Source organism: Chromatocurvus halotolerans (assembly GCF_004340525.1).
Taxonomy (GTDB): Bacteria; Pseudomonadota; Gammaproteobacteria; order Pseudomonadales; family Halieaceae; genus Chromatocurvus; species Chromatocurvus halotolerans.
In genome coordinates this window covers 1-22,464 of record NZ_SLWX01000022.1, presented here as the reverse complement: position 1 = coordinate 22,464, position 22,464 = coordinate 1, and the positions used below count along the sequence as shown (strand labels likewise).

Here is a 22,464-nt window from a genome sequence, read left to right as displayed (position 1 = left end):
TGACCGCTGTCAGGGGACCAGCGCGTCCAGCAGGATAACATCCACAGCGTCACCCGGCGCTATCAGGGTATCGGGTGGCACGACCGCAAGGGCCTGCGCACGGGTGGCAGCCGACAGTGCACCAGAGCTCTGGTTGCCCGCCAGAACCGCCTCCGTACCGTCATCGCCGGGGAGCAGCGTGACCCGCAGGTACTCCTCACGCGTGCCAGCTGACGTCACGGAAAAGCCCGCACGCACCGTCAGGCGAGGCATCTCGCGCTCATCACGGCCCTGGCAGGCGAGCAGAAACGGACGTGCCAGAACGGCAAACGTCACGAAAACCGAGCTCGGATTGCCGGGCAGACCGATAAAGGGCACATCCCCGACACGGCCAAAGGCCAGCGGCTTGCCCGGTTTGATGGCGATGCGCCACAGCGACAGTGCACCGAGCCTCTCAACCTGCGATCTGACGTGATCTGCCTCCCCAACCGACACGCCACCCGTGCTGACAATGACATCCGCCGCCGCCGCAGCATCACCGAGAGCCTGCGCGACGGCCTGTTCACTGTCGGCAACCCGCTCCGTCTCGATGGCCTGAAGGCCGCAGCGCCGAACCATGGCAGAGAGCATCGGCCCGTTACTGTTGAAGATCTCTCCAGCCCGCAGCGGCGGTCCGCCGGGCTCGCGCAGCTCGTCACCCGTCACCAGAATGGCAACGCGCAGGGGACGATAGACCTCGACGGACGCCATGCCGACGGAAGCGAGCAGGCCCAGATCCTGCGGCCGCAGACGGCGACCGCGCGGCAGCAGAAGACTGCCCTGCGCGACGTCCTCGCCGCGTCGGCGCACGTGGCTGCCGACCGTCACCGCCTGCAGGGGACGAACCGAGCCGTCAACCACGGCACAGGCCTCCTGCATCATAACGCTGTCCGCACCCTCCGGTAGTGGGGCGCCGGTGAATATCCGTGCCGCCGTGCCCGACGTCAGCGGCAATGGCACCTGCCCTGCAAGTATGCGCTGACTCACAGGGAGCGACCTGCCGTCCGCGACATCGGAAGCCCTGAGCGCATAACCATCCATGGCACTGTTGTCGAAGGCAGGCAGCGCCAGTGGCGCCGTCACATCGACGGCAAGTGTGGCTCCCAGCGCATCCGCGAGTTGCATGCCATGCGCGGGTGGCGGGGGTATAGCCGCCGCCAGCATCCTGGCGAGCGCCAGCGACGGCGACAGCATGCTCAGGGCTGGCTCTTTGGCCGCAGCAGGCCGACAAAGTTGCACGGACGGTGGCGCACGTCCAGCTGTTCCCGGAGTATGCCCGTCCATGCCGTGCGACACGCACCGGTGGACCCGGGCATGCAGAAAATGAGCGTACGATTGGCCAGACCCGCGAGCGCTCGGGACTGCACCGTCGACGTCCCGATTTCCGCCAGCGACAGCGCGCGAAACACCTCGCCGAAGCCGACGATGGTCTTGTCGAACAGGGGCTCGACCGCCTCCGGCGTGGAGTCGCGCCCGGCAAATCCCGTGCCCCCCGTTATCAGAACCACCTCCACACCGGGGTCGGCAATCCAGAGCGACAGCTGTGCGCGAATCCGATAGACGTCATCGATTACCAGCGCCCTGTCCACGAGCTCATGCCCCGCCGCCCCTGCGGCCTCGGACAAAAAGCGCCCCGAGGTATCGTCTTCGGGCCCACGGGTGTCCGAAACCGTCAGGACCGCTATGTTCAGCGCGACAATGGAAGAGACATCTGAAAGCATGATTGTTCCCGAAGTTCCGCTGATCAGGGCGCCAGGTAGAGCTTGACCGTGCTGCTGATAAACCCCCGCCAGGCAACCTGCTTGATCGCGAAGGTATCGCGGATTTCACGGCAATCGAGGCTCCAGTTCCGCGCCACCCGATCAGGATCGTGTTCAAGCCGGACAATCGCATCGTCGGCCACCTTGATGAACTGCGAAGCGGCCGCGAGCACCGCCTCCGCAAAACCATAGGCGGTAGTGCGGTCCGGGCTGTTGTAATGAAAGGTGCCAGTGACCGCCGCTCCCGCATCGAGCTGATCCAGAACACCCGAGATTACCCGCGCTGCGTCGCTGGCCTCAACGGGACACAACTGATCGAGATCATCCACTGCGAGCGGAGCCTGACTCGAGAGCGATGCCAGCACCTGCGTCAGCAGGTTATTGTCAAAGGAGGCAAACAGGGGACCAAGCCGCAGCACCATATGATTTTCACAGGTCGCGCGGACATGATCTTCCGCTGCGATGAGGCCCAGACCCGGCGCATCGTCGGCATCCGGCGCCTCCTGTTCCCGGTAGAGGTGACTCAGCAACCCGGAAAATACCCGTGGGTCTGAAAGATACAAATAGGGAATGCCGGCGCGGCTACAGATTTTTGCCAGCCAGTGCGTGCGCTGAACATCAATCGGCTGCACCCAGTCACCCGCCGCCATGAGCTGGGGCGTGCGCAGATCAACGATGATATCCGCGTCGACACGACGAACCGCCTTCTTGGCGTGTCGCTCGCTTTTCCAGCGGCTCACCGCCTGCGACACTGTCGTAACCCGATGGCGTCCCCAGCGTGCCAGGGTGGACTGTAGAGTCACGCCGAGTAGAGTGTCCGCCGCAATCAACAGAATATGCACTAGTGGGCCACGCGGTAAGTTCGGTAACGCTCAAAGTCACTGTGCGGGCGCGAATCAAGGCGCGGGTCGGCGCATGCACAGCTCACCCACTTAGAACGGAATGTCGTCGTCGAAATCGAAGTCCGGCGGCGTCTCGCTGGATGGAGAGGCGCTGCCAGCGGCCCCGGGCTTGCCAGCACCCCGAGCAGACGATTGCTGCTGGGGAGCGCTCTGGTCGTACATGGGATCGGGACGGGACATTCCACCGCCATCTCCACTGCTACCGCCGCGGCTGTCGAGCATCTGCATTTCGTTGGCAATCACTTCCGTGCTGTAGCGATCCTGGCCTGACTGATCCTGCCACTTCCGCGTGCGCAGCGTGCCTTCAACGTAGACTTTCGATCCCTTGCGCAGGTATTCGCCCGCGATTTCGGCCAGCTTGTTGAAAAATACCACCCTGTGCCACTCGGTACGTTCCTGAGGCTGACCCGTCTGCTTGTCCTTCCAGACCTCGGAGGTCGCGACGCTGATGTTGGTGACAGCGCCCCCCGATGGCATATAGCGGGTCTCGGGGTCATTGCCCAGATTTCCCACCAGAATAACCTTGTTGACACCACGTGATGCCATGAATCGAACCCCCGGAATATGCTGCAAACTTGCCGAGGACTATAGCAATCCCGCCGGGCGAATGCGACAGCCGAAAACGGTCAGGAGGCGGATGTGGCGCCCTGAGCAACCACGGGCGACGCCGCCGTTACGCCCAGACTACTGCGCACCCAGAACAATCCGGGGATCAGGCACAGTACGAACAGACCCAGCACGCCGCCGTACTGCAGTGCAAGGCCGCCAAGGGCACCACCCGTAAAAGCACCGATAAACTGACAGGTAGAGTACACGCCAAGCGCCGTGCCCTTGCCGCCGGAAAAAACCGCCTTGCTGACCAGCGAGGGCAGCGTCGCCTCGAGGTAGTTGACCGCCACGAAGTACAGCCAGAGGGCAACGCACAGCACCCAGGGCACGGCAAGCAAGGTCATTCCGGCGACTGACACCAGCAGCATGACAACCGTGCCGACAAGCACTGGTCTTATCTTGCCATGGCGCTCGGCGAGGCGTAACAGCGGCAGCATGCCGACCAAAGATGCGACCAGAACCGGCAGATAGATCTTCCAGTGGGCCTCACGCGGCAGGGAGAGGGTGTCCTGAAGTGCAAACGGTATCACCAGGAAGCTGGCGGTCAGAATGAAGTGCAGACTGAAAACCCCAAAATTCAGCCGTCGCAGTGCCGGCGTTGCGAGGACACTACGGATCATCCCGGGACGGGTCCCCACCTCTGCGTGTTCGCGGCTCACCACACCGCGCGGGACCCCGAGAAAGACCACGACAATCCCACCCAGCGCGAGCACGAAAGTCAGCAGGAAGACACTGGACAAACCGCCAAAACCTGCCACAACGGGACCGAGCACAAGGGACACCGCGAAGGACAGGCCGATACTGGCACCGACAATGGCCATGGCCTTGGTGCGCTGCTCCTCATCGGTCACGTCGGCCACCAGCGCCATGACGGTGCCCGCGATGGCACCGGCTCCCTGCAACAGGCGACCCAACACAATCCCGGGAACCGTCTCCGCAAGGCCCGCCACCAGGCTACCGGCAGCGAACATCAGCAGTCCGCCGAGAATAACGGGGGTTCTGCCAATACGATCCGACAGCCAGCCAAGCGGAATCTGCAGAAGGGCCTGGCTGAAGCCATAGGCACCGAGGGCAAGGCCGATCATCAACGGCGTGCCGCCGGGCATATCGACCGCATACAGAGCAAGCAGCGGCAGGACCATGAACAGGCCCAGCATGCGGAAACTGTAGAGAAGGGCGAGCGCACCAACAGCGCGGCGCTCGACCGAAGTCATCGGATTTTTTGTCAGCACACTCTGCCTCCCGGGAATTTCGCGATATTAGCAGCTTCAGGCGCCGGCAGCATCCACAGACAGCCGCGTCGCGATACACCGGTTTTGCCGGGCGCGACATGCGCCTATACTGTGGGGTTTTCCGTTACCAGTGTAGATACGACATGGACACAATTCAGGTTCGCGGTGCGCGCACCCACAACCTCAAGAATATCGATCTGGATATTCCCCGCGACCGGCTGATTGTCATCACCGGCCTGTCGGGGTCGGGAAAATCCTCCCTGGCGTTCGACACGCTCTACGCCGAAGGTCAACGACGCTACGTCGAATCCCTGTCCACCTACGCCCGACAGTTCCTGTCCATGATGGAAAAGCCGGACATGGATCACATTGAAGGCCTGTCCCCGGCAATCTCCATCGAGCAGAAGTCCACGTCACACAATCCGCGCTCCACGGTCGGCACCATTACCGAGATCTACGACTATCTGCGCCTGCTTTATGCACGCATCGGCGAGCCGCGCTGTCCGGATCACAACCGCGCATTGCAGGCGCAGACGGTCAGCCAGATGGTCGACAGCGTACTGGCCATGCCCGAAGGAGAAAAACTGATGCTGCTGGCTCCGGTGGTACGCGGCCGCAAGGGGGAGCATCTGCAGGTGTTCGAGGAGCTGCGCGCCGCGGGATTCGTGCGCGCACGGATCAATGGACGCATTACCGACCTTGACGACCTGCCCGAACTGGACAAGAAAAAGAAGCACACGATCGACGTCGTGGTAGACCGCTTCAAGGTGCGTGACGACCTTGGCCTGCGGCTGGCGGAATCCTTTGAGACGGCGCTGCAGCTTACCGATGGCCTCGCTGCCGTCAGTCACATGGATGCCGATGACGACGATATCGTGTTCTCGGCCCGCTTTGCCTGCCCCGAATGTGGCCACAGCATCGATGAACTGGAGCCGAGGCTATTCTCCTTCAACAATCCGGCGGGCGCCTGTAGCGGCTGCGATGGTCTTGGCGTCAAGCAGTATTTCGACCCGGCACGCGTGGTTCTGCATCCTGAGGCCAGCCTGGCCGAAGGCGCCATCCGGGGCTGGGACCGGCGCAACGTCTACTACTTCCACATGCTGACCTCGCTTGCGGAACATTACGGCTTCGACATCGATACGCCGTTTGAGCAGCTCAGCCAACGCCATCGCGACATTATTCTCACCGGCAGCAAGGGTGAGGAAATCTCCTTCTCTTACATCAATGATCGCGGCAGTGTTTTCCAGCGGCGCCACGCCTTCGAGGGTATCCTGCCAAACATGGAGCGTCGCTACCGCGATACGGAGTCGCAGTCGGTGCGCGAGGAGCTCGCGCGCTTCCTCGCCACGGCACCCTGTCCTGACTGCGGCGGGACCCGCCTATGTCGCGATGCCCGTCACGTCTTTATCGATGAGCGGACACTACCGAGCATTACCGCCATGCCGGTAGGCGAATCCGAGGATTATTTCAATTCGCTGAAGCTCTCCGGCCGACAGGGCGCGATCGCAGAAAAGATCCTGAAAGAGATCCGCGCCCGTTACCGATTCCTGGTCGATGTCGGTCTCAACTACCTGACGCTGGACCGCAGTGCGGAAACCCTCTCTGGCGGTGAGGCACAGCGGATCCGGCTGGCATCGCAGATTGGCGCCGGGCTGGTCGGTGTGATGTATATCCTCGATGAGCCCTCCATCGGCCTGCACCAGCGCGACAACGAGCGGCTTCTGGGCACGCTTACGCATCTCCGTGACATCGGCAATACGGTCCTGGTGGTAGAACACGATGAAGACGCCATCCGCAGCGCAGACCACATCATCGATATCGGGCCCGGGGCCGGCGTTCACGGCGGACGGATTGTGGCGCAGGGAACCCTGGCAGACATTGTCGGCAACGAGGACTCACTCACCGGCGCCTACCTGTCCGGCAAGCGCCGAATCGAAATTCCGGAGCAGAGGCGCCAGGCAGACGAAAAACGCCTTGTCCGGCTGCTCGGCGCCAGCGGCAACAACCTGCAGAACGTGACGCTTGAATTGCCCGTGGGCCTGCTCACCTGCATCACCGGCGTATCCGGTTCCGGAAAATCCACTCTCATCAACGGCACCCTGTACCCCCTCGCAGCCACCGAACTGAACGGCGCAACCACGCTGAATGCCGCCGCGCACGAGGGCATTGAGGGGCTGCAGCACATCGACAAGTGTATCGATATCGACCAGAGCCCCATTGGTCGCACACCGCGATCAAACCCGGCCACTTACACCGGCATATTCACACCGGTACGTGAGCTGTTCGCCGGCACCCAGGAAGCGCGCTCGCGCGGCTACAAGCCCGGTCGCTTCAGCTTCAACGTCAAGGGCGGTCGCTGCGAAGCCTGCCAGGGTGATGGCGTCACCCGTGTCGAGATGCACTTCCTCCCCGACATTCACGTACCCTGCGACGTCTGCAAGGGCAAGCGCTACAATCGTGAGACGCTGGATATCCGCTACAAGGGCAGAAATATTCACGAAGTTCTGGAAATGACCGTTGAGGACGCCTTTGCCTTCTTTGAGCCGGTGCCCTCAATCGCCCGCAAGCTGCAGACACTGATGGACGTGGGCCTGTCGTATATCCGCCTGGGCCAGGCGGCGACCACGCTCTCAGGTGGCGAGGCGCAGCGGGTAAAACTCTCCAGGGAGCTGTCGAAACGGGACACAGGCAGCACACTCTACATTCTGGACGAGCCAACGACCGGACTGCATTTCGAGGATATCCGGCAGCTGCTCGCCGTGCTGCACAAGCTTCGTGACCACGGCAACACGATTGTGATCATCGAACACAACCTCGATGTCATCAAGACGGCAGACTGGGTTGTCGACCTGGGACCGGAGGGCGGCAGTGGCGGGGGACACATCATTGCTACCGGGACACCTGAAGATATCGCGGAAAGCGCAGGCTCTCACACGGGCCACTTTCTCAAGCCTCTTCTCGCTCGAGACGGTCTGTCTGATGCAAAGAAGCCAGCCCGGAGAAAAACCCGAACCACCGCCAAAACCAAAGATGACAGCGCAAGTGCAACACGCCGCCGGAAAAAGAGGGTGGCCTGATCTGGCAGCGTAGCCACCTGCAAACTCCTGGCTTGCCCATCCCCGGGACAAAAAAAGGCCGGATAATTATCCGGCCTTTTTGTGCTTGCCAATGTGGCTTGCGCCGCACGCCACTACCCGCTGGGGGGGGTCAATCCTCGTCGTCAAAACTCTCAGGCTGTGGCCGATCAACGAGTTCGACATAGGCCATGGGAGCCTTGTCACCCGTGCGAAAGCCACACTTCAGAATGCGGATATAGCCACCCGGCCGGGCCTGGTATCGAGGTCCCAGCTCACTGAACAGCTTGCCCACGGTTTCCTTGTTTCGCAGCCGGTCGAACGCCAGGCGACGATTCGCTACGCTGTCCTTCTTGGCCAGGGTAATCAGGGGCTCCGCGTAGCCGCGGAGTTCCTTGGCCTTTGGAAGCGTTGTCTTGATCAGTTCGTGCTCCACCAGAGAACTGGTCATGTTGCGAAACATGGCCTTGCGGTGGGAGCTGTTTCGATTTAACTGACGTCCACTGTGACGATGACGCATCTTACTAATCCTTTGCTCTGTGCTGTCTCAGCACGCTGTTCTCACGCGGGCGCTCAGGCGCTCAGAACCCGCTCGTCATTTTTCAAACTGGCAGGCGGCCAGCTGTCAAGGCGCATGCCCAGCGACAGCCCACGGGAAGCCAGTACATCCTTGATCTCGGTGAGCGACTTCTTGCCAAGGTTCGGCGTTTTCAGAAGCTCAACCTCGGTGCGCTGCACCAGGTCCCCGATATAATAGATATTCTCAGCCTTCAGGCAGTTCGCCGACCGCACGGTCAACTCAAGATCATCCACCGGACGCAAGAGCACCGGATCGACCTCATCTTCTGAGTCCGAAGACACCGACTGGGCTTCACTTTCAAGGTCAACGAACACCGCAAGCTGCTGCTGCAGAATGGTTGCCGCACGCCGAATGGCTTCTTCGGGATCGATCGTACCATTTGTCTCAAGATCCAGTATCAGCTTGTCGAGGTCAGTACGCTGCTCAACCCGCGCCGCCTCGACAACGTAGGCCACGCGATGGATCGGCGAGAACGTGGCGTCGAGCTGGAGGCGACCGATAGACCGCGTTTCTTCCTCGGGATTCTCCCGGGAATCTGCCGGAGAGTACCCGCGACCCCGAATCGCCGTCAGCTTCATGTTCACCGACTTTTCCGCGTTGATATGGCATATCAGGTGATCAGGATTACGGATTTCAACATCGTGATCCGTCTGGATATCGCCCGCAGTCACGGCGCCCGGCCCCTTCTTGGTAAGGGTCAGCTCAACCTCATCCTTGCCAGCCATCACCAGGGCTACGTCTTTCAGATTCAGCAGGATTTCAATCACGTCTTCCTGAACGCCTTCCATGGTGCTGTATTCGTGCAGGACGCCATCTATCTCGACTTCGGTGATGGCACAGCCAGGCATGGATGACAGAAGAATACGTCGTAACGCATTACCCAGGGTATGCCCAAAACCGCGCTCAAGAGGCTCAAGCGTCACCTGTGCTCGCGTGCTGCTCTTTTCCTCGACCTTTATGACACGGGGTGTCAATAACTCATTTACTGCACTCTGCATTGGGGCACCTGTAGCTGATTGGTAGACTGGCCAGCGTTTCTACTACTTGGAGTAGAGCTCGACGATCAGGTTTTCGTTGATCTCTGACGAAAGCTCCTGCCGCTCCGGCGCTGCCTTGAATATTCCCTCGAGCTTTTCTACGCTGACCTCCATCCACTCCGGCTCACCGCGCTGACCGGCGAGAGCGAGGGCCGCCTGCACTCGAAGCTGCTTCTTGGCCTTTTCACGCACAGCGACAACATCACCAGGCTGTACCTGATAGGACGCGATATTGACTGTCTTGCCGTTTACCAGAATGGCCTTGTGAGCCACCAGCTGGCGCGACTCGGACCGGGTTGAGCCGAATCCCATGCGATAAACGACGTTGTCCAGACGACTTTCAAGAAGCTGCAGCAGATTTTCACCCGTTGCTCCCTTGAGACGCGCCGCTTCCTTGTAATAGTTGCGGAACTGCTTTTCAAGCACGCCGTACATCCGGCGCACCTTCTGCTTTTCGCGCAGCTGCACACCATAATCGGAAAGGCGACCACGCCGGGCGCCGTGCTGTCCGGGTACCGACTCTGGCTTGCACTTGGAGTCGAGGGAGCGAACGCCGCTCTTCAGAAACAGATCTGTACCTTCGCGCCGTGACAGTTTGCACTTGGGGCCAATATATCGAGCCATAATCTATAGTCCTGTTTGCTTTAAACGCGACGCTTCTTGGGCGGGCGGCAACCGTTGTGGGGGATCGGCGTCACATCGGTGATGTTGCTGATCTTGTAGCCGCAGGCATTGAGTGCGCGCACCGCGGACTCGCGACCGGGTCCCGGTCCCTTCACCTGCACATCGAGGTTCTGCAGACCATATTCCTTGGCCGCTTCACCGGCACGCTCGGCAGCGACCTGCGCAGCAAATGGCGTGCTCTTGCGCGAACCACGAAAACCCGAGCCACCCGCGGTCGCCCAGCTCAGGGTATTGCCCTGACGGTCGGTGATGGTGACAATGGTGTTGTTGAAAGAAGCGTGCACATGCGCAATGCCATCGGCAATCGTGCGTGAAATCTTCTTGCGAGTGCTTTTGGCACCTGGCTTTGCCATATCTCAATTCCTGTTAATATCAACACTGCATAAATGATGCAGCTACACTAAACCCGGAAACGCTGATCGCTCCAATAGAAGCGTTATCGACGTATCGGCTTGCGCGGTCCTTTGCGAGTACGCGCATTGGTTTTTGTCCTCTGTCCACGCAACGGCAGACTGCGCCGGTGACGCAGGCCGCGATTACAGCCCAGATCCATGAGACGCTTGATGTTCATGGACAGCTCTCGCCGAAGGTCACCCTCGACAGTCATCTCACCGACACTTGCGCGCAAGGTGTCGAGCTCGGCGTCCGTCAACTCACTCATCTTGGTAGTTTCAGCAATGCCGCAGGCACTGCAGATCCGGCGCGCCTGAGCGCGACCGACACCGTAAATATAGGTCAACGAGATAACCGTGTGCTTGTTATCCGGGACATTGACGCCGGCGATACGAGCCATTCAACCTTCTCCAATCGTGTGACGCTAAACCAGTCAGCCCATGGTACCCATGCGATGCACGAGCCCCCGCGAAGGGCGCGAGAGTTTAGCGATTTACTCCATAAAAATCAATCATATTTGGCAAGAAACTAACCCTGACGCTGCTTATGTCGGGGATCGGTCGCACAAATCACGCGAACCACACCACCACGACGCACCACTTTGCAGTTTCTGCAGATCTTCTTTACCGATGCACGAACTTTCATTGCCTTCTCTCCAAAACACCGACCGTCAACGCGCGCGACCGGCTCCGCCATAAGTCTTGAGGTTTGCTTTTTTCATGACCGAGTCATACTGATGAGACATCATGTGGCTCTGGACCTGCGCCATGAAATCCATCACAACGACCACCACAATCAACAGGGAAGTACCGCCCAGGTAGAAGGGGACATTCCACGTCACTACCAGGAACTGTGGCAGCAGACACACCAGCGCGATATAGGCCGAGCCAAACACCGTGAGACGTGTCAGGACGCCATCGATATAGTTCGCCGTGTGCTGCCCTGGTCGAATTCCGGGCACGAATGCGCCTGAGCGCTTCAGGTTATCGGCCACTTCCTGCGGATTGAACATCAATGCCGTGTAGAAGAAGCAGAAGAACACGATAAATATCGTGAACAACAGGATATTCAGCGGCTGTCCCGGGCCGATCATGACCGCAAGATCCTGCAGCCAGTCCGCCTGCCCGGAACTCGCGAACCACTGGGCGATAGAAGCCGGGAACAGCAGTATGCTGCTGGCGAAGATAGCCGGGATGACGCCCGCCATGTTCACCTTGAGCGGCAGATGGCTGCTCTGGGCCTGATACATTTTGCGACCCTGCTGCCGTTTGGCGTAGTTCACCGTAATCCGCCGCTGCCCGCGCTCAATGAACACGATCAGGTAGATGACCGCGATCGCCAGCGCCAGAATTGACAGCAGCACCAGAATGTTGATCTCGCCCTGCCGTGCCTGCTCGAGCGACTGCCCGATAGCTGACGGCAGGCCCGCAACAATACCGGCAAATATCAACAGGGAAATCCCGTTGCCGACACCCTTTTCGGTGATCTGTTCACCAAGCCACATCATGAAGACAGCGCCAGTCACCAGCGACGTGATGGCAATGACGAAAAACACCACGCCGGTATCATAGGACATTCCCTGATTGGCCATGCCCACTGTCATGCCCGTCGCCTGAACGATCGCAAGCACCACCGTAAGGTAGCGCGTGTACTGACTGATCTTGCGTCTTCCGGACTCGCCTTCCTTTTTCAACTGTTCCAGCTGTGGCGTCACAGCCGACATCAGCTGCATGATAATGGATGCAGATATGTAGGGCATGATGCCCAGCGCGAGTATGCTCATCCTCTCCAGCGCGCCGCCGGAAAACATGTTTGCAAGACCCAGTACGGTTCCCTGGTTCTGATTGAACAGCGCGGCGAGCTGATTCGGATCGATGCCCGGCACAGGAATATGTGTACCGATCCGGTACACGATAATCGCGAGCAGGACAAAACGCAGGCGAGCAAACAGCTCGCCCAGACCGGCTTTCTTGTTGCCTGGTTTCTCGGCCATTTACTCTTCGACCTTGCCGCCCGCTTGCTCGATCGCCTCGCGAGCGCCCTTGCTGACCTTCAGGCCTCGGGTTGTGACCGAGCGATCGATTTCTCCTGACAGGAATACGCGCACCCGCTCAACGTCATTGCGAATGACATCCGCGTCCTTGAGCGCCTGCAGGTCGACAACGTCGGCCGTAACCCCTGCGAGCTCGGACAAACGCAGCTGCGCGGTTGTGCGGGAGACCCGCGACGAGAAGCCGTACTTTGGCAGACGCTTCTGGAGTGGCATCTGGCCACCCTCGAATCCGGGACTGACCTTGCCGCCGGACCGCGCTTTCTGACCCTTGTGGCCGCGTCCGGCCGTCTTGCCGTAACCGCTACCGATACCGCGCCCCACCCGCTTGGCGTCTTTCTTTGCGCCCGGGGCAGGACTCAGTGTGTTGAGCCGCATTATCTCTGTCTCTGACATGACTTACTCCTCTACCCTTACCAGGTAGTTGACTTTGTTGATCATGCCGCGCACTGACGGAGTGTCTTCCACCTCGACGGTGTGACCGATGCGCCGCAGACCCAGCCCACTGACGCAGGCCCTGTGATTTTTCAGGCGACCGTGAAAGCTTTTCACGAGCGTCACCCTGATCGTTTCTTTAGCCATGACTCGACAACTCGCTCTTTAATTCAGAATTTCTTCAACAGACTTGCCGCGCTTCGCTGCCACGGCGTCCGGGGACGACATATCCCGCAAGCCGTTGAAAGTCGCACGAACCACGTTGACCGGGTTCGTGGACCCATAGCATTTCGCGAGTACGTTGTGCACACCGGCCAGCTCCAGCACTGCACGCATGGCGCCACCGGCAATGATGCCCGTGCCCTCGGAAGCTGGCTGCATGTACACCTTGGAGGCACCATGACGCGCCTTGACCGGGTACTGAATGGTGTCGCCGTTGAGATCCACCTGGATCATGTTGCGACGTGCGGCTTCCATGGCCTTCTGGATCGCGACCGGCACTTCACGTGCCTTGCCGCGGCCGAAGCCTACCTTGCCATTGCCATCGCCAACTACCGTGAGGGCTGTGAAACCGAAGATCCGACCACCCTTGACCACTTTTGCAACGCGATTGACCTGAACCAGCTTTTCCTGGAGATCACCGTCCTGCTTTGACTGCTCGTTAAATGCCATATCGCTTTCCTAGAATTCCAGTCCACCTTCGCGTGCAGCATTGGCCAGCGCCGCGACTCTGCCGTGATAACGGTAGCCGCTGCGATCGAACGCCACTTTTTCAATGCCCGCCTGTTTTGCTCGCTCTGCAACCAGCTTTCCGACCGCTGCCGCAGCTTCCATATTGCCTGTAGACCCGCTGCGAAGTTCGCTGTCCAGCGTCGACGCGCTCGCAATTACCTTGTCGCCTGCAGGCGTGAACACCTGCGCGTAAATATGACGGGGCGTGCGATGTACACTGAGGCGATTCACACCTTGCGTACGCATCTTTGCGCGTCCCCGACGGGCGCGGCGCAAACGTGACTCGTTCTTGATACTCATCTCGACACCTACTTTTTCTTGGCTTCTTTACGGCGCACGTTCTCGTCCGCGTAACGAATGCCCTTGCCCTTGTATGGCTCCGGCGGACGGAAGCTGCGCAGCTTTGCCGCCGCCTGGCCGACCACCTGCTTGTCAATGCCGCTTAACACGACCTCTGTCTGTGTTGGCGTCTCCGCCGTCACACCCTCGGGCAGGTCGTAATCCACGGGATGAGACAGGCCCACCGTAAGGTTTACGCTGTTGCCGGTGGCCTTGGCACGATAACCGACGCCGTTGAGAACCAGCTTCCGCTGCCATCCCTCACTGACACCCTTCACCATGTTGCTGAACAGTGCGCGGGTTGTGCCTGCCATCGCCTTGACCTTGTCGTTGTCATAGGCAAACGTGACAACACCATCTGCCTGGCTCACGCTGATGCCATCCTGCAGGGCCATGCTCAAGGCGCCCTTGGCGCCCTTCACGGTAAGATCGACACCGTCGATCTTGACTTCAACACCGCCCGGCAGTGACACCGGATTTTTTGCAACTCTAGACATGTCTCTTGCTCTTCAATTCGGGCCCTTAGAATACGGTGCAGAGCACTTCTCCGCCCACGCCTGCGGCACGCGCCGCTCGATCGGTCATTACGCCCTGCGACGTTGATACAATCGCTATCCCCAGACCGCCCCGGACCGTCGGCAAGCCGTCCTTACCGGAGTAGCTACGAAGTCCCGGCCTGCTCACGCGATCGATTTCTGCGATCACTGGCTTGCCCTGGAAATACTTGAGGCGAAGCGCAAGACGCGGCTTGCCGTCGTCTACGCGCGCTTCGAAGCTTTCGATGTAACCTTCACTTTGCAAAACGTTAGCCACCGCGCTCTTCAGTTTAGAGCCAGGCATATCGACCGTTGTCTTTCCGGCCATCTGGGCGTTACGAATGCGGGTCAGCATATCTGACAGCGGATCTTGCATGCTCATAATCTATAACTCTCCGTTACCAGCTGGACTTAACCAGCCCGGGCACATCGCCGCGCATGGCCGCCTCACGCAGCTTGTTGCGACACAAGCCAAACTTGCGATACACCCCGTGCGGGCGACCGGTGATCTGACAGCGACGACGCTGACGCACCGGGCTCGCGTCCCGCGGCAATTTCTGCAGTGCAACCTGGGCGTCCCACTTCTGCTCGTCCGACGCCTGCGGATCCACGATGATTGCCTTGAGCTCCGCTCGCTTCACCGCGTACTTTGCAACTGTCTTGGTGCGCTTGTGCTCGCGCGCGATCATTGACTTCTTGGCCATAGCTAAACCTCTTAACCCTTCAGCGGGAAGTTGAAAGCACGCAGGAGTGCACGGCCCTCTTCGTCCGTTCGTGCAGTAGTCGTAATCGTGATATCCATACCGCGCAGCGTGTCCACCTGGTCGTAATTGATCTCAGGAAAAATGATCTGTTCGGTAACGCCCATGGCAAAATTGCCGCGACCATCAAAGGACTTGGGGCTGATTCCGCGGAAATCACGTATGCGCGGAATGGCGATACTGATCAGCCGCTCAAGAAACTCGTACATGCGATCAGAACGCAAGGTCACCTTGCAGCCCACCGGCCAGCCATCCCGGATCTTGAAGCCGGCAATGGACTTCCGGGCCAGCGTAACCACCGGCTTCTGGCCAGAGATCTTCTGCATGTCACTGACCGCATTCTCCATGACCTTCTTGTCGCCCACGGCCTCACCGACACCCATGTTCAGGGTGATCTTGGTGATGCGAGGCACTTCCATCACATTTGCCAGCCCGAGCTCTTCCTTCAACCGGGCCGCGATTTCATCGCGGTACTTGTCTTTCAATGTAGCCATTGCTCAGATACCTGTATTCGCTGCGTTACGCGTCAATCGCGTCGCCGCTTGACTTGAACACGCGGACCTTGCGGTCGCCTTCAACCTTGAAGCCCACACGGTCTGCCTTGCTGGTGGTCGCATTGTAGATCGCCACATTTGACGCCTGTATCGCGGCTTCCTGCTCGACGATACCGCCCTGCACCCCGGCCTGGGGGTTGGGACGCGTGTGCTTTTTCACCATGTTTACGCCCGACACGATAAGCTTGCCGTTATCCAGCACTCGGCGAACCTTGCCGCGCTTGCCCTTGTCCTTGCCCGCCAGGACGATCACTTCGTCATCGCGCTTGATCTTCAACATCACACTGCCTCTCTATCAGACGACGGGATCAGATAACTTCCGGCGCCAGGGATATAATCTTCATGAACTTGTCGCCGCGAAGTTCACGCGTCACCGGCCCGAAGATACGCGTGCCTATAGGCGCTTCCTGGTTGTTCAGGAGCACCGCCGCATTATCGTCAAACTTGATCAGCGACCCATCAGCACGGCGAACACCCTTGCGCGTGCGAACCACTACCGCCGTCATGACCTGGCCCTTCTTGACCTTGCCACGCGGAATGGCTTCCTTCACGGTCACCTTGATCAGGTCTCCAACTCGTGCATAACGCCGCTTTGAGCCACCCAGCACCTTGATGCACATGACGCGGCGGGCACCGCTATTATCGGCGACGTCCAAATATGATTGTGTCTGAATCATTGTCTACTCCAGCCTGCGACAAACGTCGCTACCACTACTACGCGCCTAAACTACCGCCGCCTGCTCAACCACCTCGACCAGGGTCCAGGTCTTGCTGCGAGAAATCGGACGGGACTCAGCCACCGTCACCAGATCGCCGATCTGGCATACATTGTCTTCATCATGCGCATGCAGCTTCGAGGACCGGGTCAGGTACTTGCCATAGACAGGGTGCTTTACCCGCCTTTCGATCAGTACGGTGACCGTCTTGTCCATCTTGTTGCTGACAACCCGGCCGGTGGCCGTGCGCTTGCGCTTATCTGCTGCCGCCATGTCTAGTTACCTGCCTTTTCCTGGAGTACAGTCTTCACGCGTGCGATAGCGCGCTGGTTCTGCTGAAGCAAATGCGTCTGCCCGAGCTGCCCTGTCGCCTTCTGCATACGAAGCTTGAATTGCTCTTCGCGCAGGTCCAGCAGTTGCTTGTCCAGCTCTTCCGCTGATTTTTCCCGCATATCACTGGCTTTCATCACATCACCGACCGTTTCACGAATGTTGTCTGTACAGGGATCTTGGCCGCCGCTAGCTCAAACGCTTCTCTGGCCAGCTCCTCCGGAACACCCTGCACCTCGTAGAGCACGCGGCCGGGCTGAATCTGTGCCACCCAGTACTCGACGTTACCCTTACCCTTGCCCTGGCGTACCTCAAGCGGCTTGCCGGTAATCGGCTTGTCCGGGAAAATGCGGATCCAGATTTTCCCGCCACGCTTGATGTGACGCGTCATGGCACGACGGGCAGCTTCGATCTGCCGCGCGGTAATCCGACCACGGCCGACGGCCTTGAGCCCGTACTCGCCAAAACTCACCTTGCTACCGCGCTGCGCCAGGCCACGATTACGGCCCTTCATCGCCTTGCGGAACTTTGTCCTTTTTGGTTGCAACATAATCCCTACGCCTTAATTGGTTGCCGTCTTGCGTGGCGCTTCAGCCTGATCACTGCCACCGATCACTTCACCTTTGAAGATCCAGACCTTGACGCCGATCACGCCGTAAGTTGTCTCGGCCTCATAGGTCGCGTAGTCAATATCTGCGCGCAGGGTGTGCAAAGGAACCCGGCCTTCCCGGTACCACTCACTACGGGCAATCTCGGCACCGCCGAGACGACCGCCAACCTGCACCTTGATACCCTCTGCGCCCTGGCGCATGGCGTTCTGCACAACACGCTTCATGGCCCGGCGGAACATCACCCGACGCTCCAGCTGCTGAGCGACATTCTGCGCTACCAGCCGCGCGTCAAGATCGGGCTTGCGGATCTCCTCAATGTTGATGTGCACGGGCACGCCCATCTTCTCGGCGAGCTGGCGACGAAGCCCGTCAACATCCTCACCCTTTTTGCCGATGACGATACCCGGCCGCGCAGTGTGGATGGTGATCCGCGCCGTCTGTGCAGGGCGCTCGATAACGATGCGGCTGACAGAGGCGTTGTCGAGTTTCTTCTCGATGAACTTGCGCACCTCGAGATCTGCTACCAGATTCTTCGCATAGTTCTTGCGGTCGGCATACCAGACAGACGTATGCTCCTTGACAATACCCAGACGAATGCCGGTGGGATGAACTTTCTGACCCATGTGGTCTTCTCCTAACTCTCGCTGGCGCCGTCGGCGACTTTCACTGTGATGTGACAAGTGCGCTTGAAAATACGGTCAGCGCGACCCTTGGCACGCGGGCGAAGACGCTTCATGGTCATCCCCTCGTCAACATAGATACTGGATACCTTGAGCTCGTCAACATCGGCACCTTCATTGTTCTCCGCGTTGGCAATTGCGGAGTTCAATACTTTTCTGACGATGTGGGCGGCCTTTTTCGTGCTGAACTCCAGTGTGCTCAGCGCCTCCTCAACCGGCTTGCCTCTTACCTGATCCGCGATCAGTCGGGCTTTCTGCGCCGATATCCGCGCACCCTTCAACCTTGCTGACACTTCCATTTCCTGTTCCTCGCTTACGCTAGCGCCTTAGCGCTTCGCCTTTTTATCGACAATGTGCCCCTTGAAGGTGCGCGTCGCGGCGAATTCACCCAGCTTGTGGCCAACCATGTCTTCGTTGACCAGTATCGGCACGTGCTGGCGCCCGTTATGCACGGCAATCGTCAACCCGACCATGTCCGGCGACACCATGGAGCGGCGCGACCAGGTCTTGATGGGACGGCGATCGTTGCTCTCGATAGCGGCCTCGACCTTCTTCAAAAGATGCAGGTCGATGAACGGGCCTTTTTTCAATGAACGCGGCACAATGCTTTCCTCTCAATAATGTCTATCGGCAGCCGAATTATTTCTTGCGACGACGGCGCACAATCAGGTCGTCAGTACGCTTGTTACTGCGGGTCTTGTAGCCCTTGGTAGGCGTACCCCAGGGGCTGACCGGATGACGGCCACCTGACGTACGGCCCTCGCCGCCACCGTGCGGGTGATCTACCGGGTTCATGGCGACACCGCGAACCGTGGGACGCACGCCGCGCCAGCGCGCTGCACCGGCCTTGCCGAGCTTGCGCAGGCTGTGCTCTGAATTTGACACCTCTCCGAGGGTCGCCCGACAGTCTGACAACACCCGGCGCATTTCGCCGGACCGCAGGCGGATCGTCGCGTAACGTCCTTCGCGAGCCGCCAGCTGCACGGAAGCTCCCGCAGATCTGGCGAGCTGGGCACCTTTACCAGGCTTCAGCTCAACCCCGTGCACCACAGAACCTACCGGTATGTTACGCAGCGGAAGACAGTTGCCCGTCTTGATCGGCGCACCGGCGCCTGACTGCACGGCATCACCGGCCTTCAGGCCCTTCGGGGCAATAATGTAGCGACGCTCGCCATCGGCGAACAGCAGCAGGGCGATGTGCGCAGAGCGATTGGGATCGTACTCAATACGCTCAACCTTTGCCGTGATACCATCCTTCGCCCGCTTGAAATCGATAATGCGGTAATGCTGCTTGTGACCACCACCAATATGTCGGGTCGTAATGCGCCCGTTGTTATTGCGACCGCCATTACGCGACTGCTTTTCGAGCAGCGGGGCGTAAGGATCGCCCTTGTGCAGGTCGGGCGTGCGTACACGCACGATATGACGCTGACCCGGCGATGTCGGCTTACCTTTCTGAATTGCCATGTCCTGGATGCTCCCTAGTCAGCTGTCGTGAAATCAATGTCCTGGCCAGGCTTCACGCTAACGTATGCCTTTTTCCAGGTTGGCTTGGCGCTGAGACCGAACTTGTTGCGCTTCACCTTGCCCTTGACTTTCAGGGTACTGACGTTAAGCACGTCAACCTTGAACAGCTGCTCTACAGCCCTGCGAACCTCTGCCTTTGTCGCATCGACCGCGACCTTGAAGACGTACTGATTGCTCTGATCGGCAACAACAGCCGCCTTTTCCGACACATGCGGGCCAGCCAGCACCTGGAATACGCGCTCACGGTTCATGCCAGCATCTCCTCTATCTTTTTCACGGCGTCGACGGTGACCAGCACCTTCTCATAGGCCAGCAGGCTGACAGGATCGACTCCGCTGACGTCACGCACGTCGACCTTGTGCAGGTTGCGTGCGGCAAGATACAGGTTCTCATCCACGTCACTGGCAACAATCAGCGCATTCTCCACGCCGTAATCACCCAGCTGCTTGACCAGCAGCTTTGTCTTCGGCTCTTCGATGTCCAGACTCTCGACAACCACCAGGCGACCCTGGCGCGCCAGCTCGGACACAATCGAGCACATTGCCGCACGGTACATCTTACGGTTGACCTTAACCGAATGATCCTGCGGCTTGGCTGCAAAGGTGACACCACCGCTGCGCCATATCGGCGAGCGAATCGTCCCTGCACGCGCACGGCCAGTACCCTTCTGGCGCCAGGGCTTCTTGCCACCACCGCTGACAGCGGCACGATTCTTCTGGGCCTTCGTTCCCTGCCGTGCGCCTGCCAGGTAGGATGTGACCACCTGGTGCACAAGATCTTCGTTGTATTCGCGGTCAAACGCCGCATCCGATACCGACAGCGTGCTGGCTGTCGCGTTACCGGGCTTAGCTACATTCAATTCCACCGTTGTAACCCCTTACGCCTGAGCCTTGACCGCGGGACGCACAATCACGTCGCCGCCCGGTGCACCTGGAACGGCGCCTTTGATCAACAGGAGGTTGCGCTCCGCATCGACCCGCACGATCTCGAGTCCCTGGATCGTGACACTCTCGGCACCCATGTGGCCGGACATTTTTTTGCCCTTGAATACTCGACCCGGCGTCTGACACTGGCCGATAGAGCCCGGTGCCCGGTGGGACAGAGAGTTGCCGTGAGTGGCGTCCTGGGTGCGGAAATTCCAGCGTTTTACAACACCCTGAAAGCCCTTGCCCTTGGATTTGCCGGCAACGTCAACCTTCTGACCGGCCTCAAAACGCGAGACGGTCAGCTCGGCACCGACCTCGAATGACTCATCGGCATCCAGAAGACGGAATTCCCACAGACCATAGCCCGCTTCCACGCCCGCCTTTGCGAAATGGCCCGCCTGCGACTTACTCACTTTATTGGCACGACGCACACCTGTCGTAACCTGAATCGCCCGGTAGCCATCGCTGTCGGGCTCTTTGATTTGAGTAACGCGGTTTGGAGCTATCTCCACTACGGTTACTGGAACTGAGGCGCCGTCTTCGGTAAAGACGCGCGTCATGCCGGACTTCCGGCCGACTAAACCAATGGTCATGCTACTAACCTCTCAGTGTACGGGGCTGACACCCTCTATGGCCGCCAGCGCCTGAAGACTCTGGCGTTACACACCCCGGGGCCTTCAGGTCCCGGGGCAGGTCTTGCTACGAATTGTCGTTAACCAAGACTGATCTGTACTTCAACTCCTGCGGCCAGATCCAGCTTCATCAGGGCATCGACGGTCTTCTCCGTTGGCCCGATAATATCCAGCACGCGCTTATGGGTTCGGATTTCATACTGGTCACGCGCATCCTTGTTGACGTGCGGCGACACCAGAATGGTGTATTTCTCTTTGCGGGTCGGCAACGGTATCGGGCCGCGAACCTGTGCACCCGTACGACGGGCGGTTTCGACGATTTCCTGGGTGGAATTATCGATCAGACGATGATCGAAAGCCTTCAGGCGAATACGGATACGCTGGTTGGTCACGCAATCAAACTCCAAACACAAAAGAACCGGGGACCTGCTTTGGGACCCCCGAAAAAGGAACGCGAAGTCTAATGATCACTCATTCAGGTGTCAAGCAGGAATTCGCTGCCTATTGATAAAACTTTTATTCCGCGCACTCGATGCAACGTGTCGCCTCCGGCAACGCCTGCAGTCGTGCGGGGGCAATTGTCTGCCCACAGCTCTCGCACACGCCGTAACTGCCCTCTTCGAGGCGCCGCAGGGCCTGGTTGATCTCGCGAATCGATTGGCGGGTCTCGTCGCCGATAGCGTCGACAACCTCATCGTTCTCGCGCTCCTGCGCCTGCTCCTCGGAGTCCGGCGAATGCTCCTGACCCGCATCAGCCTTGATACTCACGAGACGCGACTGAAGCTCTTCAAGCTTTTTGCGCAGGCTCTGTTCGAGATTTTCCTGGCTCATCCTTCCTCCCGGAGCTTCCGGACTCTCAATGAGAGGCCGTCAGCATTCGATACAGTTCGTCTTTCAGGTGTACACGGCGCATCTTGGCCTCTTCTTCTGCCTGTGTCGATGCGGGAGAGACTTCGTTCTCCATATTCTCGATTTCCCGCGTCAGCTCGTGATATGCCTCAAACAGCTTGCGGAAATGCGCGTCGTTCATCTTCAGATCGTGAATACGGTCTTTCAGCTCTGGAAACTCGTGTGCAAGGTCGTGATGTTCTACTGACATGGGATTGCCTCTCTGTCTGTCGGGCTCCACCGGGTCAGGTCGCGGCCGGCACGGCCGGAACCTGACCCAGTGGGGAGCCCAGAAAAAGAAAAGCCCGGCCTGGGCCGGGCTTTTCTGGGCCTGCTACCGGATATTACTCAAGGATCTTCGCCACAACGCCGGCGCCGACCGTGCGGCCACCTTCGCGTACCGCAAAGCGCAGACCGTCTTCCATCGCAATCGGCGCAATCAGTGTCACTGTCATCTG

General features: G+C 59.3%; 37 protein-coding genes. 1 reads left to right on the top strand and 36 read right to left on the bottom strand.

Going from position 1 to position 22,464, the window contains the following annotated elements:
* Positions 1-9 precede the first annotated feature (9 nt).
* From EV688_RS16095 to EV688_RS16075, 5 genes are all read right to left on the bottom strand, one after another.
* On the bottom strand, positions 10-1,212 hold the full coding sequence (locus tag EV688_RS16095) for a molybdopterin molybdotransferase MoeA (protein WP_117319523.1): 1,203 nt from the start codon (positions 1,210-1,212) through the stop codon (positions 10-12).
* Between the two features lie 2 nt (positions 1,213-1,214).
* Positions 1,215-1,739 carry a molybdenum cofactor biosynthesis protein B gene (gene moaB / locus EV688_RS16090; RefSeq protein ID WP_117319524.1) on the bottom strand — a complete coding sequence of 175 codons (525 nt, stop codon included), beginning with the start codon at positions 1,737-1,739 and terminating at the stop codon, positions 1,215-1,217.
* A gap of 23 nt (positions 1,740-1,762) precedes the next feature.
* The gene (locus EV688_RS16085) at positions 1,763-2,620 is read right to left on the bottom strand and encodes a sugar nucleotide-binding protein (RefSeq protein WP_117319525.1); all 858 of its coding nucleotides are present in this window, start codon (positions 2,618-2,620) and stop codon (positions 1,763-1,765) included.
* Between the two features lie 90 nt (positions 2,621-2,710).
* The gene (gene ssb, locus EV688_RS16080) at positions 2,711-3,226 is read right to left on the bottom strand and encodes a single-stranded DNA-binding protein (protein WP_117319526.1); all 516 of its coding nucleotides are present in this window, start codon (positions 3,224-3,226) and stop codon (positions 2,711-2,713) included.
* Positions 3,227-3,306: 80 nt separating this feature from the next.
* On the bottom strand, positions 3,307-4,521 hold the full coding sequence (locus tag EV688_RS16075) for an MFS transporter (RefSeq protein WP_240624464.1): 1,215 nt from the start codon (positions 4,519-4,521) through the stop codon (positions 3,307-3,309).
* Between the two features lie 143 nt (positions 4,522-4,664).
* Between EV688_RS16075 and uvrA the strand changes: the two genes are divergently transcribed.
* On the top strand, positions 4,665-7,598 hold the full coding sequence (gene uvrA / locus EV688_RS16070; protein WP_117319527.1) for an excinuclease ABC subunit UvrA: 2,934 nt from the start codon (positions 4,665-4,667) through the stop codon (positions 7,596-7,598).
* Between the two features lie 130 nt (positions 7,599-7,728).
* Here uvrA and rplQ read toward each other — a convergent pair whose 3' ends face one another.
* The 31 genes from rplQ to EV688_RS15915 all read right to left on the bottom strand — a co-directional run.
* Entirely contained in the window at positions 7,729-8,115 is a 387-nt protein-coding gene (gene rplQ / locus EV688_RS16065; protein ID WP_117319528.1) for a 50S ribosomal protein L17, read from the bottom strand.
* 53 nt (positions 8,116-8,168) lie between these two features.
* Complete coding sequence (locus EV688_RS16060) at positions 8,169-9,173, bottom strand: DNA-directed RNA polymerase subunit alpha (RefSeq protein ID WP_117319529.1); 1,005 nt, start codon at positions 9,171-9,173, stop codon at positions 8,169-8,171.
* Between the two features lie 42 nt (positions 9,174-9,215).
* Entirely contained in the window at positions 9,216-9,836 is a 621-nt protein-coding gene (rpsD, locus tag EV688_RS16055) for a 30S ribosomal protein S4 (protein WP_117319530.1), read from the bottom strand.
* 20 nt (positions 9,837-9,856) lie between these two features.
* Positions 9,857-10,249 carry a 30S ribosomal protein S11 gene (rpsK, locus tag EV688_RS16050; protein WP_117319531.1) on the bottom strand — a complete coding sequence of 131 codons (393 nt, stop codon included), beginning with the start codon at positions 10,247-10,249 and terminating at the stop codon, positions 9,857-9,859.
* 83 nt (positions 10,250-10,332) lie between these two features.
* Positions 10,333-10,689, bottom strand: coding sequence for a 30S ribosomal protein S13 (rpsM, locus tag EV688_RS16045; protein ID WP_117319532.1), 357 nt, complete (start codon positions 10,687-10,689; stop codon positions 10,333-10,335).
* A 128-nt stretch (positions 10,690-10,817) separates the two neighbouring features.
* Positions 10,818-10,934 carry a 50S ribosomal protein L36 gene (rpmJ, locus tag EV688_RS16040; protein ID WP_117319533.1) on the bottom strand — a complete coding sequence of 39 codons (117 nt, stop codon included), beginning with the start codon at positions 10,932-10,934 and terminating at the stop codon, positions 10,818-10,820.
* 25 nt (positions 10,935-10,959) lie between these two features.
* Complete coding sequence (gene secY, locus EV688_RS16035) at positions 10,960-12,282, bottom strand: preprotein translocase subunit SecY (protein WP_117319534.1); 1,323 nt, start codon at positions 12,280-12,282, stop codon at positions 10,960-10,962.
* A complete protein-coding gene (rplO, locus tag EV688_RS16030) occupies positions 12,283-12,717 on the bottom strand; it encodes a 50S ribosomal protein L15 (protein ID WP_117319563.1) in 435 nt (144 codons plus the stop codon).
* A gap of 21 nt (positions 12,718-12,738) precedes the next feature.
* Positions 12,739-12,921 carry a 50S ribosomal protein L30 gene (gene rpmD, locus EV688_RS16025; protein WP_117319535.1) on the bottom strand — a complete coding sequence of 61 codons (183 nt, stop codon included), beginning with the start codon at positions 12,919-12,921 and terminating at the stop codon, positions 12,739-12,741.
* An 18-nt stretch (positions 12,922-12,939) separates the two neighbouring features.
* On the bottom strand, positions 12,940-13,446 hold the full coding sequence (rpsE, locus tag EV688_RS16020) for a 30S ribosomal protein S5 (protein WP_117319536.1): 507 nt from the start codon (positions 13,444-13,446) through the stop codon (positions 12,940-12,942).
* 9 nt (positions 13,447-13,455) lie between these two features.
* Positions 13,456-13,806: a 50S ribosomal protein L18 gene (gene rplR / locus EV688_RS16015; protein ID WP_117319537.1), complete on the bottom strand. Its 351-nt coding sequence runs from the start codon at positions 13,804-13,806 to the stop codon at positions 13,456-13,458.
* An 8-nt stretch (positions 13,807-13,814) separates the two neighbouring features.
* Positions 13,815-14,342 carry a 50S ribosomal protein L6 gene (gene rplF / locus EV688_RS16010; RefSeq protein WP_117319538.1) on the bottom strand — a complete coding sequence of 176 codons (528 nt, stop codon included), beginning with the start codon at positions 14,340-14,342 and terminating at the stop codon, positions 13,815-13,817.
* Positions 14,343-14,367: 25 nt separating this feature from the next.
* Entirely contained in the window at positions 14,368-14,763 is a 396-nt protein-coding gene (gene rpsH / locus EV688_RS16005; RefSeq protein WP_117319539.1) for a 30S ribosomal protein S8, read from the bottom strand.
* Between the two features lie 16 nt (positions 14,764-14,779).
* Complete coding sequence (rpsN, locus tag EV688_RS16000) at positions 14,780-15,085, bottom strand: 30S ribosomal protein S14 (RefSeq protein ID WP_117319540.1); 306 nt, start codon at positions 15,083-15,085, stop codon at positions 14,780-14,782.
* Positions 15,086-15,096: 11 nt separating this feature from the next.
* Positions 15,097-15,636 (bottom strand): 50S ribosomal protein L5, encoded by a 540-nt coding sequence (rplE, locus tag EV688_RS15995; RefSeq protein ID WP_117319541.1) that lies wholly within the window; start codon positions 15,634-15,636, stop codon positions 15,097-15,099.
* A gap of 25 nt (positions 15,637-15,661) precedes the next feature.
* Positions 15,662-15,976, bottom strand: a complete 315-nt coding sequence (rplX, locus tag EV688_RS15990) for a 50S ribosomal protein L24 (protein ID WP_117319542.1) — start codon at positions 15,974-15,976, stop codon at positions 15,662-15,664.
* A 28-nt stretch (positions 15,977-16,004) separates the two neighbouring features.
* Complete coding sequence (gene rplN, locus EV688_RS15985) at positions 16,005-16,373, bottom strand: 50S ribosomal protein L14 (protein ID WP_117319543.1); 369 nt, start codon at positions 16,371-16,373, stop codon at positions 16,005-16,007.
* A gap of 45 nt (positions 16,374-16,418) precedes the next feature.
* Positions 16,419-16,685, bottom strand: coding sequence for a 30S ribosomal protein S17 (gene rpsQ, locus EV688_RS15980; protein ID WP_117319544.1), 267 nt, complete (start codon positions 16,683-16,685; stop codon positions 16,419-16,421).
* Positions 16,686-16,687: 2 nt separating this feature from the next.
* Positions 16,688-16,879, bottom strand: coding sequence for a 50S ribosomal protein L29 (rpmC, locus tag EV688_RS15975; protein WP_117319545.1), 192 nt, complete (start codon positions 16,877-16,879; stop codon positions 16,688-16,690).
* Positions 16,879-17,292, bottom strand: a complete 414-nt coding sequence (gene rplP / locus EV688_RS15970) for a 50S ribosomal protein L16 (protein ID WP_117319546.1) — start codon at positions 17,290-17,292, stop codon at positions 16,879-16,881. The genes rpmC and rplP overlap by 1 nt, the downstream gene beginning before the upstream one ends.
* 12 nt (positions 17,293-17,304) lie before the next feature.
* Positions 17,305-17,976, bottom strand: coding sequence for a 30S ribosomal protein S3 (gene rpsC / locus EV688_RS15965; protein ID WP_117319547.1), 672 nt, complete (start codon positions 17,974-17,976; stop codon positions 17,305-17,307).
* 11 nt (positions 17,977-17,987) lie between these two features.
* Entirely contained in the window at positions 17,988-18,332 is a 345-nt protein-coding gene (rplV, locus tag EV688_RS15960) for a 50S ribosomal protein L22 (protein WP_117319548.1), read from the bottom strand.
* Between the two features lie 27 nt (positions 18,333-18,359).
* Positions 18,360-18,635, bottom strand: a complete 276-nt coding sequence (rpsS, locus tag EV688_RS15955; protein WP_117319549.1) for a 30S ribosomal protein S19 — start codon at positions 18,633-18,635, stop codon at positions 18,360-18,362.
* Between the two features lie 37 nt (positions 18,636-18,672).
* Positions 18,673-19,500, bottom strand: coding sequence for a 50S ribosomal protein L2 (gene rplB, locus EV688_RS15950; RefSeq protein ID WP_117319550.1), 828 nt, complete (start codon positions 19,498-19,500; stop codon positions 18,673-18,675).
* 14 nt (positions 19,501-19,514) lie between these two features.
* Positions 19,515-19,811: a 50S ribosomal protein L23 gene (gene rplW / locus EV688_RS15945; protein WP_117319551.1), complete on the bottom strand. Its 297-nt coding sequence runs from the start codon at positions 19,809-19,811 to the stop codon at positions 19,515-19,517.
* On the bottom strand, positions 19,808-20,425 hold the full coding sequence (gene rplD, locus EV688_RS15940) for a 50S ribosomal protein L4 (RefSeq protein WP_117319552.1): 618 nt from the start codon (positions 20,423-20,425) through the stop codon (positions 19,808-19,810). Before rplD ends, rplW begins: the two co-directional genes overlap by 4 nt.
* Positions 20,426-20,437: 12 nt before the next feature.
* Entirely contained in the window at positions 20,438-21,079 is a 642-nt protein-coding gene (rplC, locus tag EV688_RS15935) for a 50S ribosomal protein L3 (protein WP_117319553.1), read from the bottom strand.
* A 119-nt stretch (positions 21,080-21,198) separates the two neighbouring features.
* Entirely contained in the window at positions 21,199-21,510 is a 312-nt protein-coding gene (gene rpsJ, locus EV688_RS15930) for a 30S ribosomal protein S10 (protein ID WP_117319554.1), read from the bottom strand.
* A 124-nt stretch (positions 21,511-21,634) separates the two neighbouring features.
* Positions 21,635-21,949 carry a TraR/DksA family transcriptional regulator gene (locus EV688_RS15925; RefSeq protein ID WP_117319555.1) on the bottom strand — a complete coding sequence of 105 codons (315 nt, stop codon included), beginning with the start codon at positions 21,947-21,949 and terminating at the stop codon, positions 21,635-21,637.
* 25 nt (positions 21,950-21,974) lie between these two features.
* Positions 21,975-22,217: an HP1242/YdcH family protein gene (locus EV688_RS15920; protein ID WP_117319556.1), complete on the bottom strand. Its 243-nt coding sequence runs from the start codon at positions 22,215-22,217 to the stop codon at positions 21,975-21,977.
* Between the two features lie 133 nt (positions 22,218-22,350).
* Positions 22,351-22,464 (bottom strand): EF-Tu C-terminal domain-related protein (locus tag EV688_RS15915; RefSeq protein WP_207895411.1); only part of this gene is annotated, 114 nt, incomplete at its 5' end.

Bases quoted from the DNA above. Each gene is read 5' to 3' on its own strand.
- EV688_RS16095 (WP_117319523.1), bottom strand. From the start codon at position 1,212: ATGCTGTCGCCGTCGCTGGCGCTCGCCAGGATGCTGGCGGCGGCTATA.
- moaB (WP_117319524.1), bottom strand. From the start codon at position 1,739: ATGCTTTCAGATGTCTCTTCCATTGTCGCGCTGAACATAGCGGTCCTG.
- ssb (WP_117319526.1), bottom strand. From the start codon at position 3,226: ATGGCATCACGTGGTGTCAACAAGGTTATTCTGGTGGGAAATCTGGGC.
- uvrA (WP_117319527.1), top strand. From the start codon at position 4,665: ATGGACACAATTCAGGTTCGCGGTGCGCGCACCCACAACCTCAAGAAT.
- rplQ (WP_117319528.1), bottom strand. From the start codon at position 8,115: ATGCGTCATCGTCACAGTGGACGTCAGTTAAATCGAAACAGCTCCCAC.
- EV688_RS16060 (WP_117319529.1), bottom strand. From the start codon at position 9,173: ATGCAGAGTGCAGTAAATGAGTTATTGACACCCCGTGTCATAAAGGTC.
- rpsD (WP_117319530.1), bottom strand. From the start codon at position 9,836: ATGGCTCGATATATTGGCCCCAAGTGCAAACTGTCACGGCGCGAAGGT.
- rpsK (WP_117319531.1), bottom strand. From the start codon at position 10,249: ATGGCAAAGCCAGGTGCCAAAAGCACTCGCAAGAAGATTTCACGCACG.
- rpsM (WP_117319532.1), bottom strand. From the start codon at position 10,689: ATGGCTCGTATCGCCGGCGTCAATGTCCCGGATAACAAGCACACGGTT.
- rpmJ (WP_117319533.1), bottom strand. From the start codon at position 10,934: ATGAAAGTTCGTGCATCGGTAAAGAAGATCTGCAGAAACTGCAAAGTG.
- secY (WP_117319534.1), bottom strand. From the start codon at position 12,282: ATGGCCGAGAAACCAGGCAACAAGAAAGCCGGTCTGGGCGAGCTGTTT.
- rplO (WP_117319563.1), bottom strand. From the start codon at position 12,717: ATGCGGCTCAACACACTGAGTCCTGCCCCGGGCGCAAAGAAAGACGCC.
- rpmD (WP_117319535.1), bottom strand. From the start codon at position 12,921: ATGGCTAAAGAAACGATCAGGGTGACGCTCGTGAAAAGCTTTCACGGT.
- rpsE (WP_117319536.1), bottom strand. From the start codon at position 13,446: ATGGCATTTAACGAGCAGTCAAAGCAGGACGGTGATCTCCAGGAAAAG.
- rplR (WP_117319537.1), bottom strand. From the start codon at position 13,806: ATGAGTATCAAGAACGAGTCACGTTTGCGCCGCGCCCGTCGGGGACGC.
- rplF (WP_117319538.1), bottom strand. From the start codon at position 14,342: ATGTCTAGAGTTGCAAAAAATCCGGTGTCACTGCCGGGCGGTGTTGAA.
- rpsH (WP_117319539.1), bottom strand. From the start codon at position 14,763: ATGAGCATGCAAGATCCGCTGTCAGATATGCTGACCCGCATTCGTAAC.
- rpsN (WP_117319540.1), bottom strand. From the start codon at position 15,085: ATGGCCAAGAAGTCAATGATCGCGCGCGAGCACAAGCGCACCAAGACA.
- rplE (WP_117319541.1), bottom strand. From the start codon at position 15,636: ATGGCTACATTGAAAGACAAGTACCGCGATGAAATCGCGGCCCGGTTG.
- rplX (WP_117319542.1), bottom strand. From the start codon at position 15,976: ATGTTGAAGATCAAGCGCGATGACGAAGTGATCGTCCTGGCGGGCAAG.
- rplN (WP_117319543.1), bottom strand. From the start codon at position 16,373: ATGATTCAGACACAATCATATTTGGACGTCGCCGATAATAGCGGTGCC.
- rpsQ (WP_117319544.1), bottom strand. From the start codon at position 16,685: ATGGCGGCAGCAGATAAGCGCAAGCGCACGGCCACCGGCCGGGTTGTC.
- rpmC (WP_117319545.1), bottom strand. From the start codon at position 16,879: ATGAAAGCCAGTGATATGCGGGAAAAATCAGCGGAAGAGCTGGACAAG.
- rplP (WP_117319546.1), bottom strand. From the start codon at position 17,292: ATGTTGCAACCAAAAAGGACAAAGTTCCGCAAGGCGATGAAGGGCCGT.
- rpsC (WP_117319547.1), bottom strand. From the start codon at position 17,976: ATGGGTCAGAAAGTTCATCCCACCGGCATTCGTCTGGGTATTGTCAAG.
- rplV (WP_117319548.1), bottom strand. From the start codon at position 18,332: ATGGAAGTGTCAGCAAGGTTGAAGGGTGCGCGGATATCGGCGCAGAAA.
- rplB (WP_117319550.1), bottom strand. From the start codon at position 19,500: ATGGCAATTCAGAAAGGTAAGCCGACATCGCCGGGTCAGCGTCATATC.
- rplW (WP_117319551.1), bottom strand. From the start codon at position 19,811: ATGAACCGTGAGCGCGTATTCCAGGTGCTGGCTGGCCCGCATGTGTCG.
- rplC (WP_117319553.1), bottom strand. From the start codon at position 21,079: ATGACCATTGGTTTAGTCGGCCGGAAGTCCGGCATGACGCGCGTCTTT.
- EV688_RS15925 (WP_117319555.1), bottom strand. From the start codon at position 21,949: ATGAGCCAGGAAAATCTCGAACAGAGCCTGCGCAAAAAGCTTGAAGAG.
- EV688_RS15920 (WP_117319556.1), bottom strand. From the start codon at position 22,217: ATGTCAGTAGAACATCACGACCTTGCACACGAGTTTCCAGAGCTGAAA.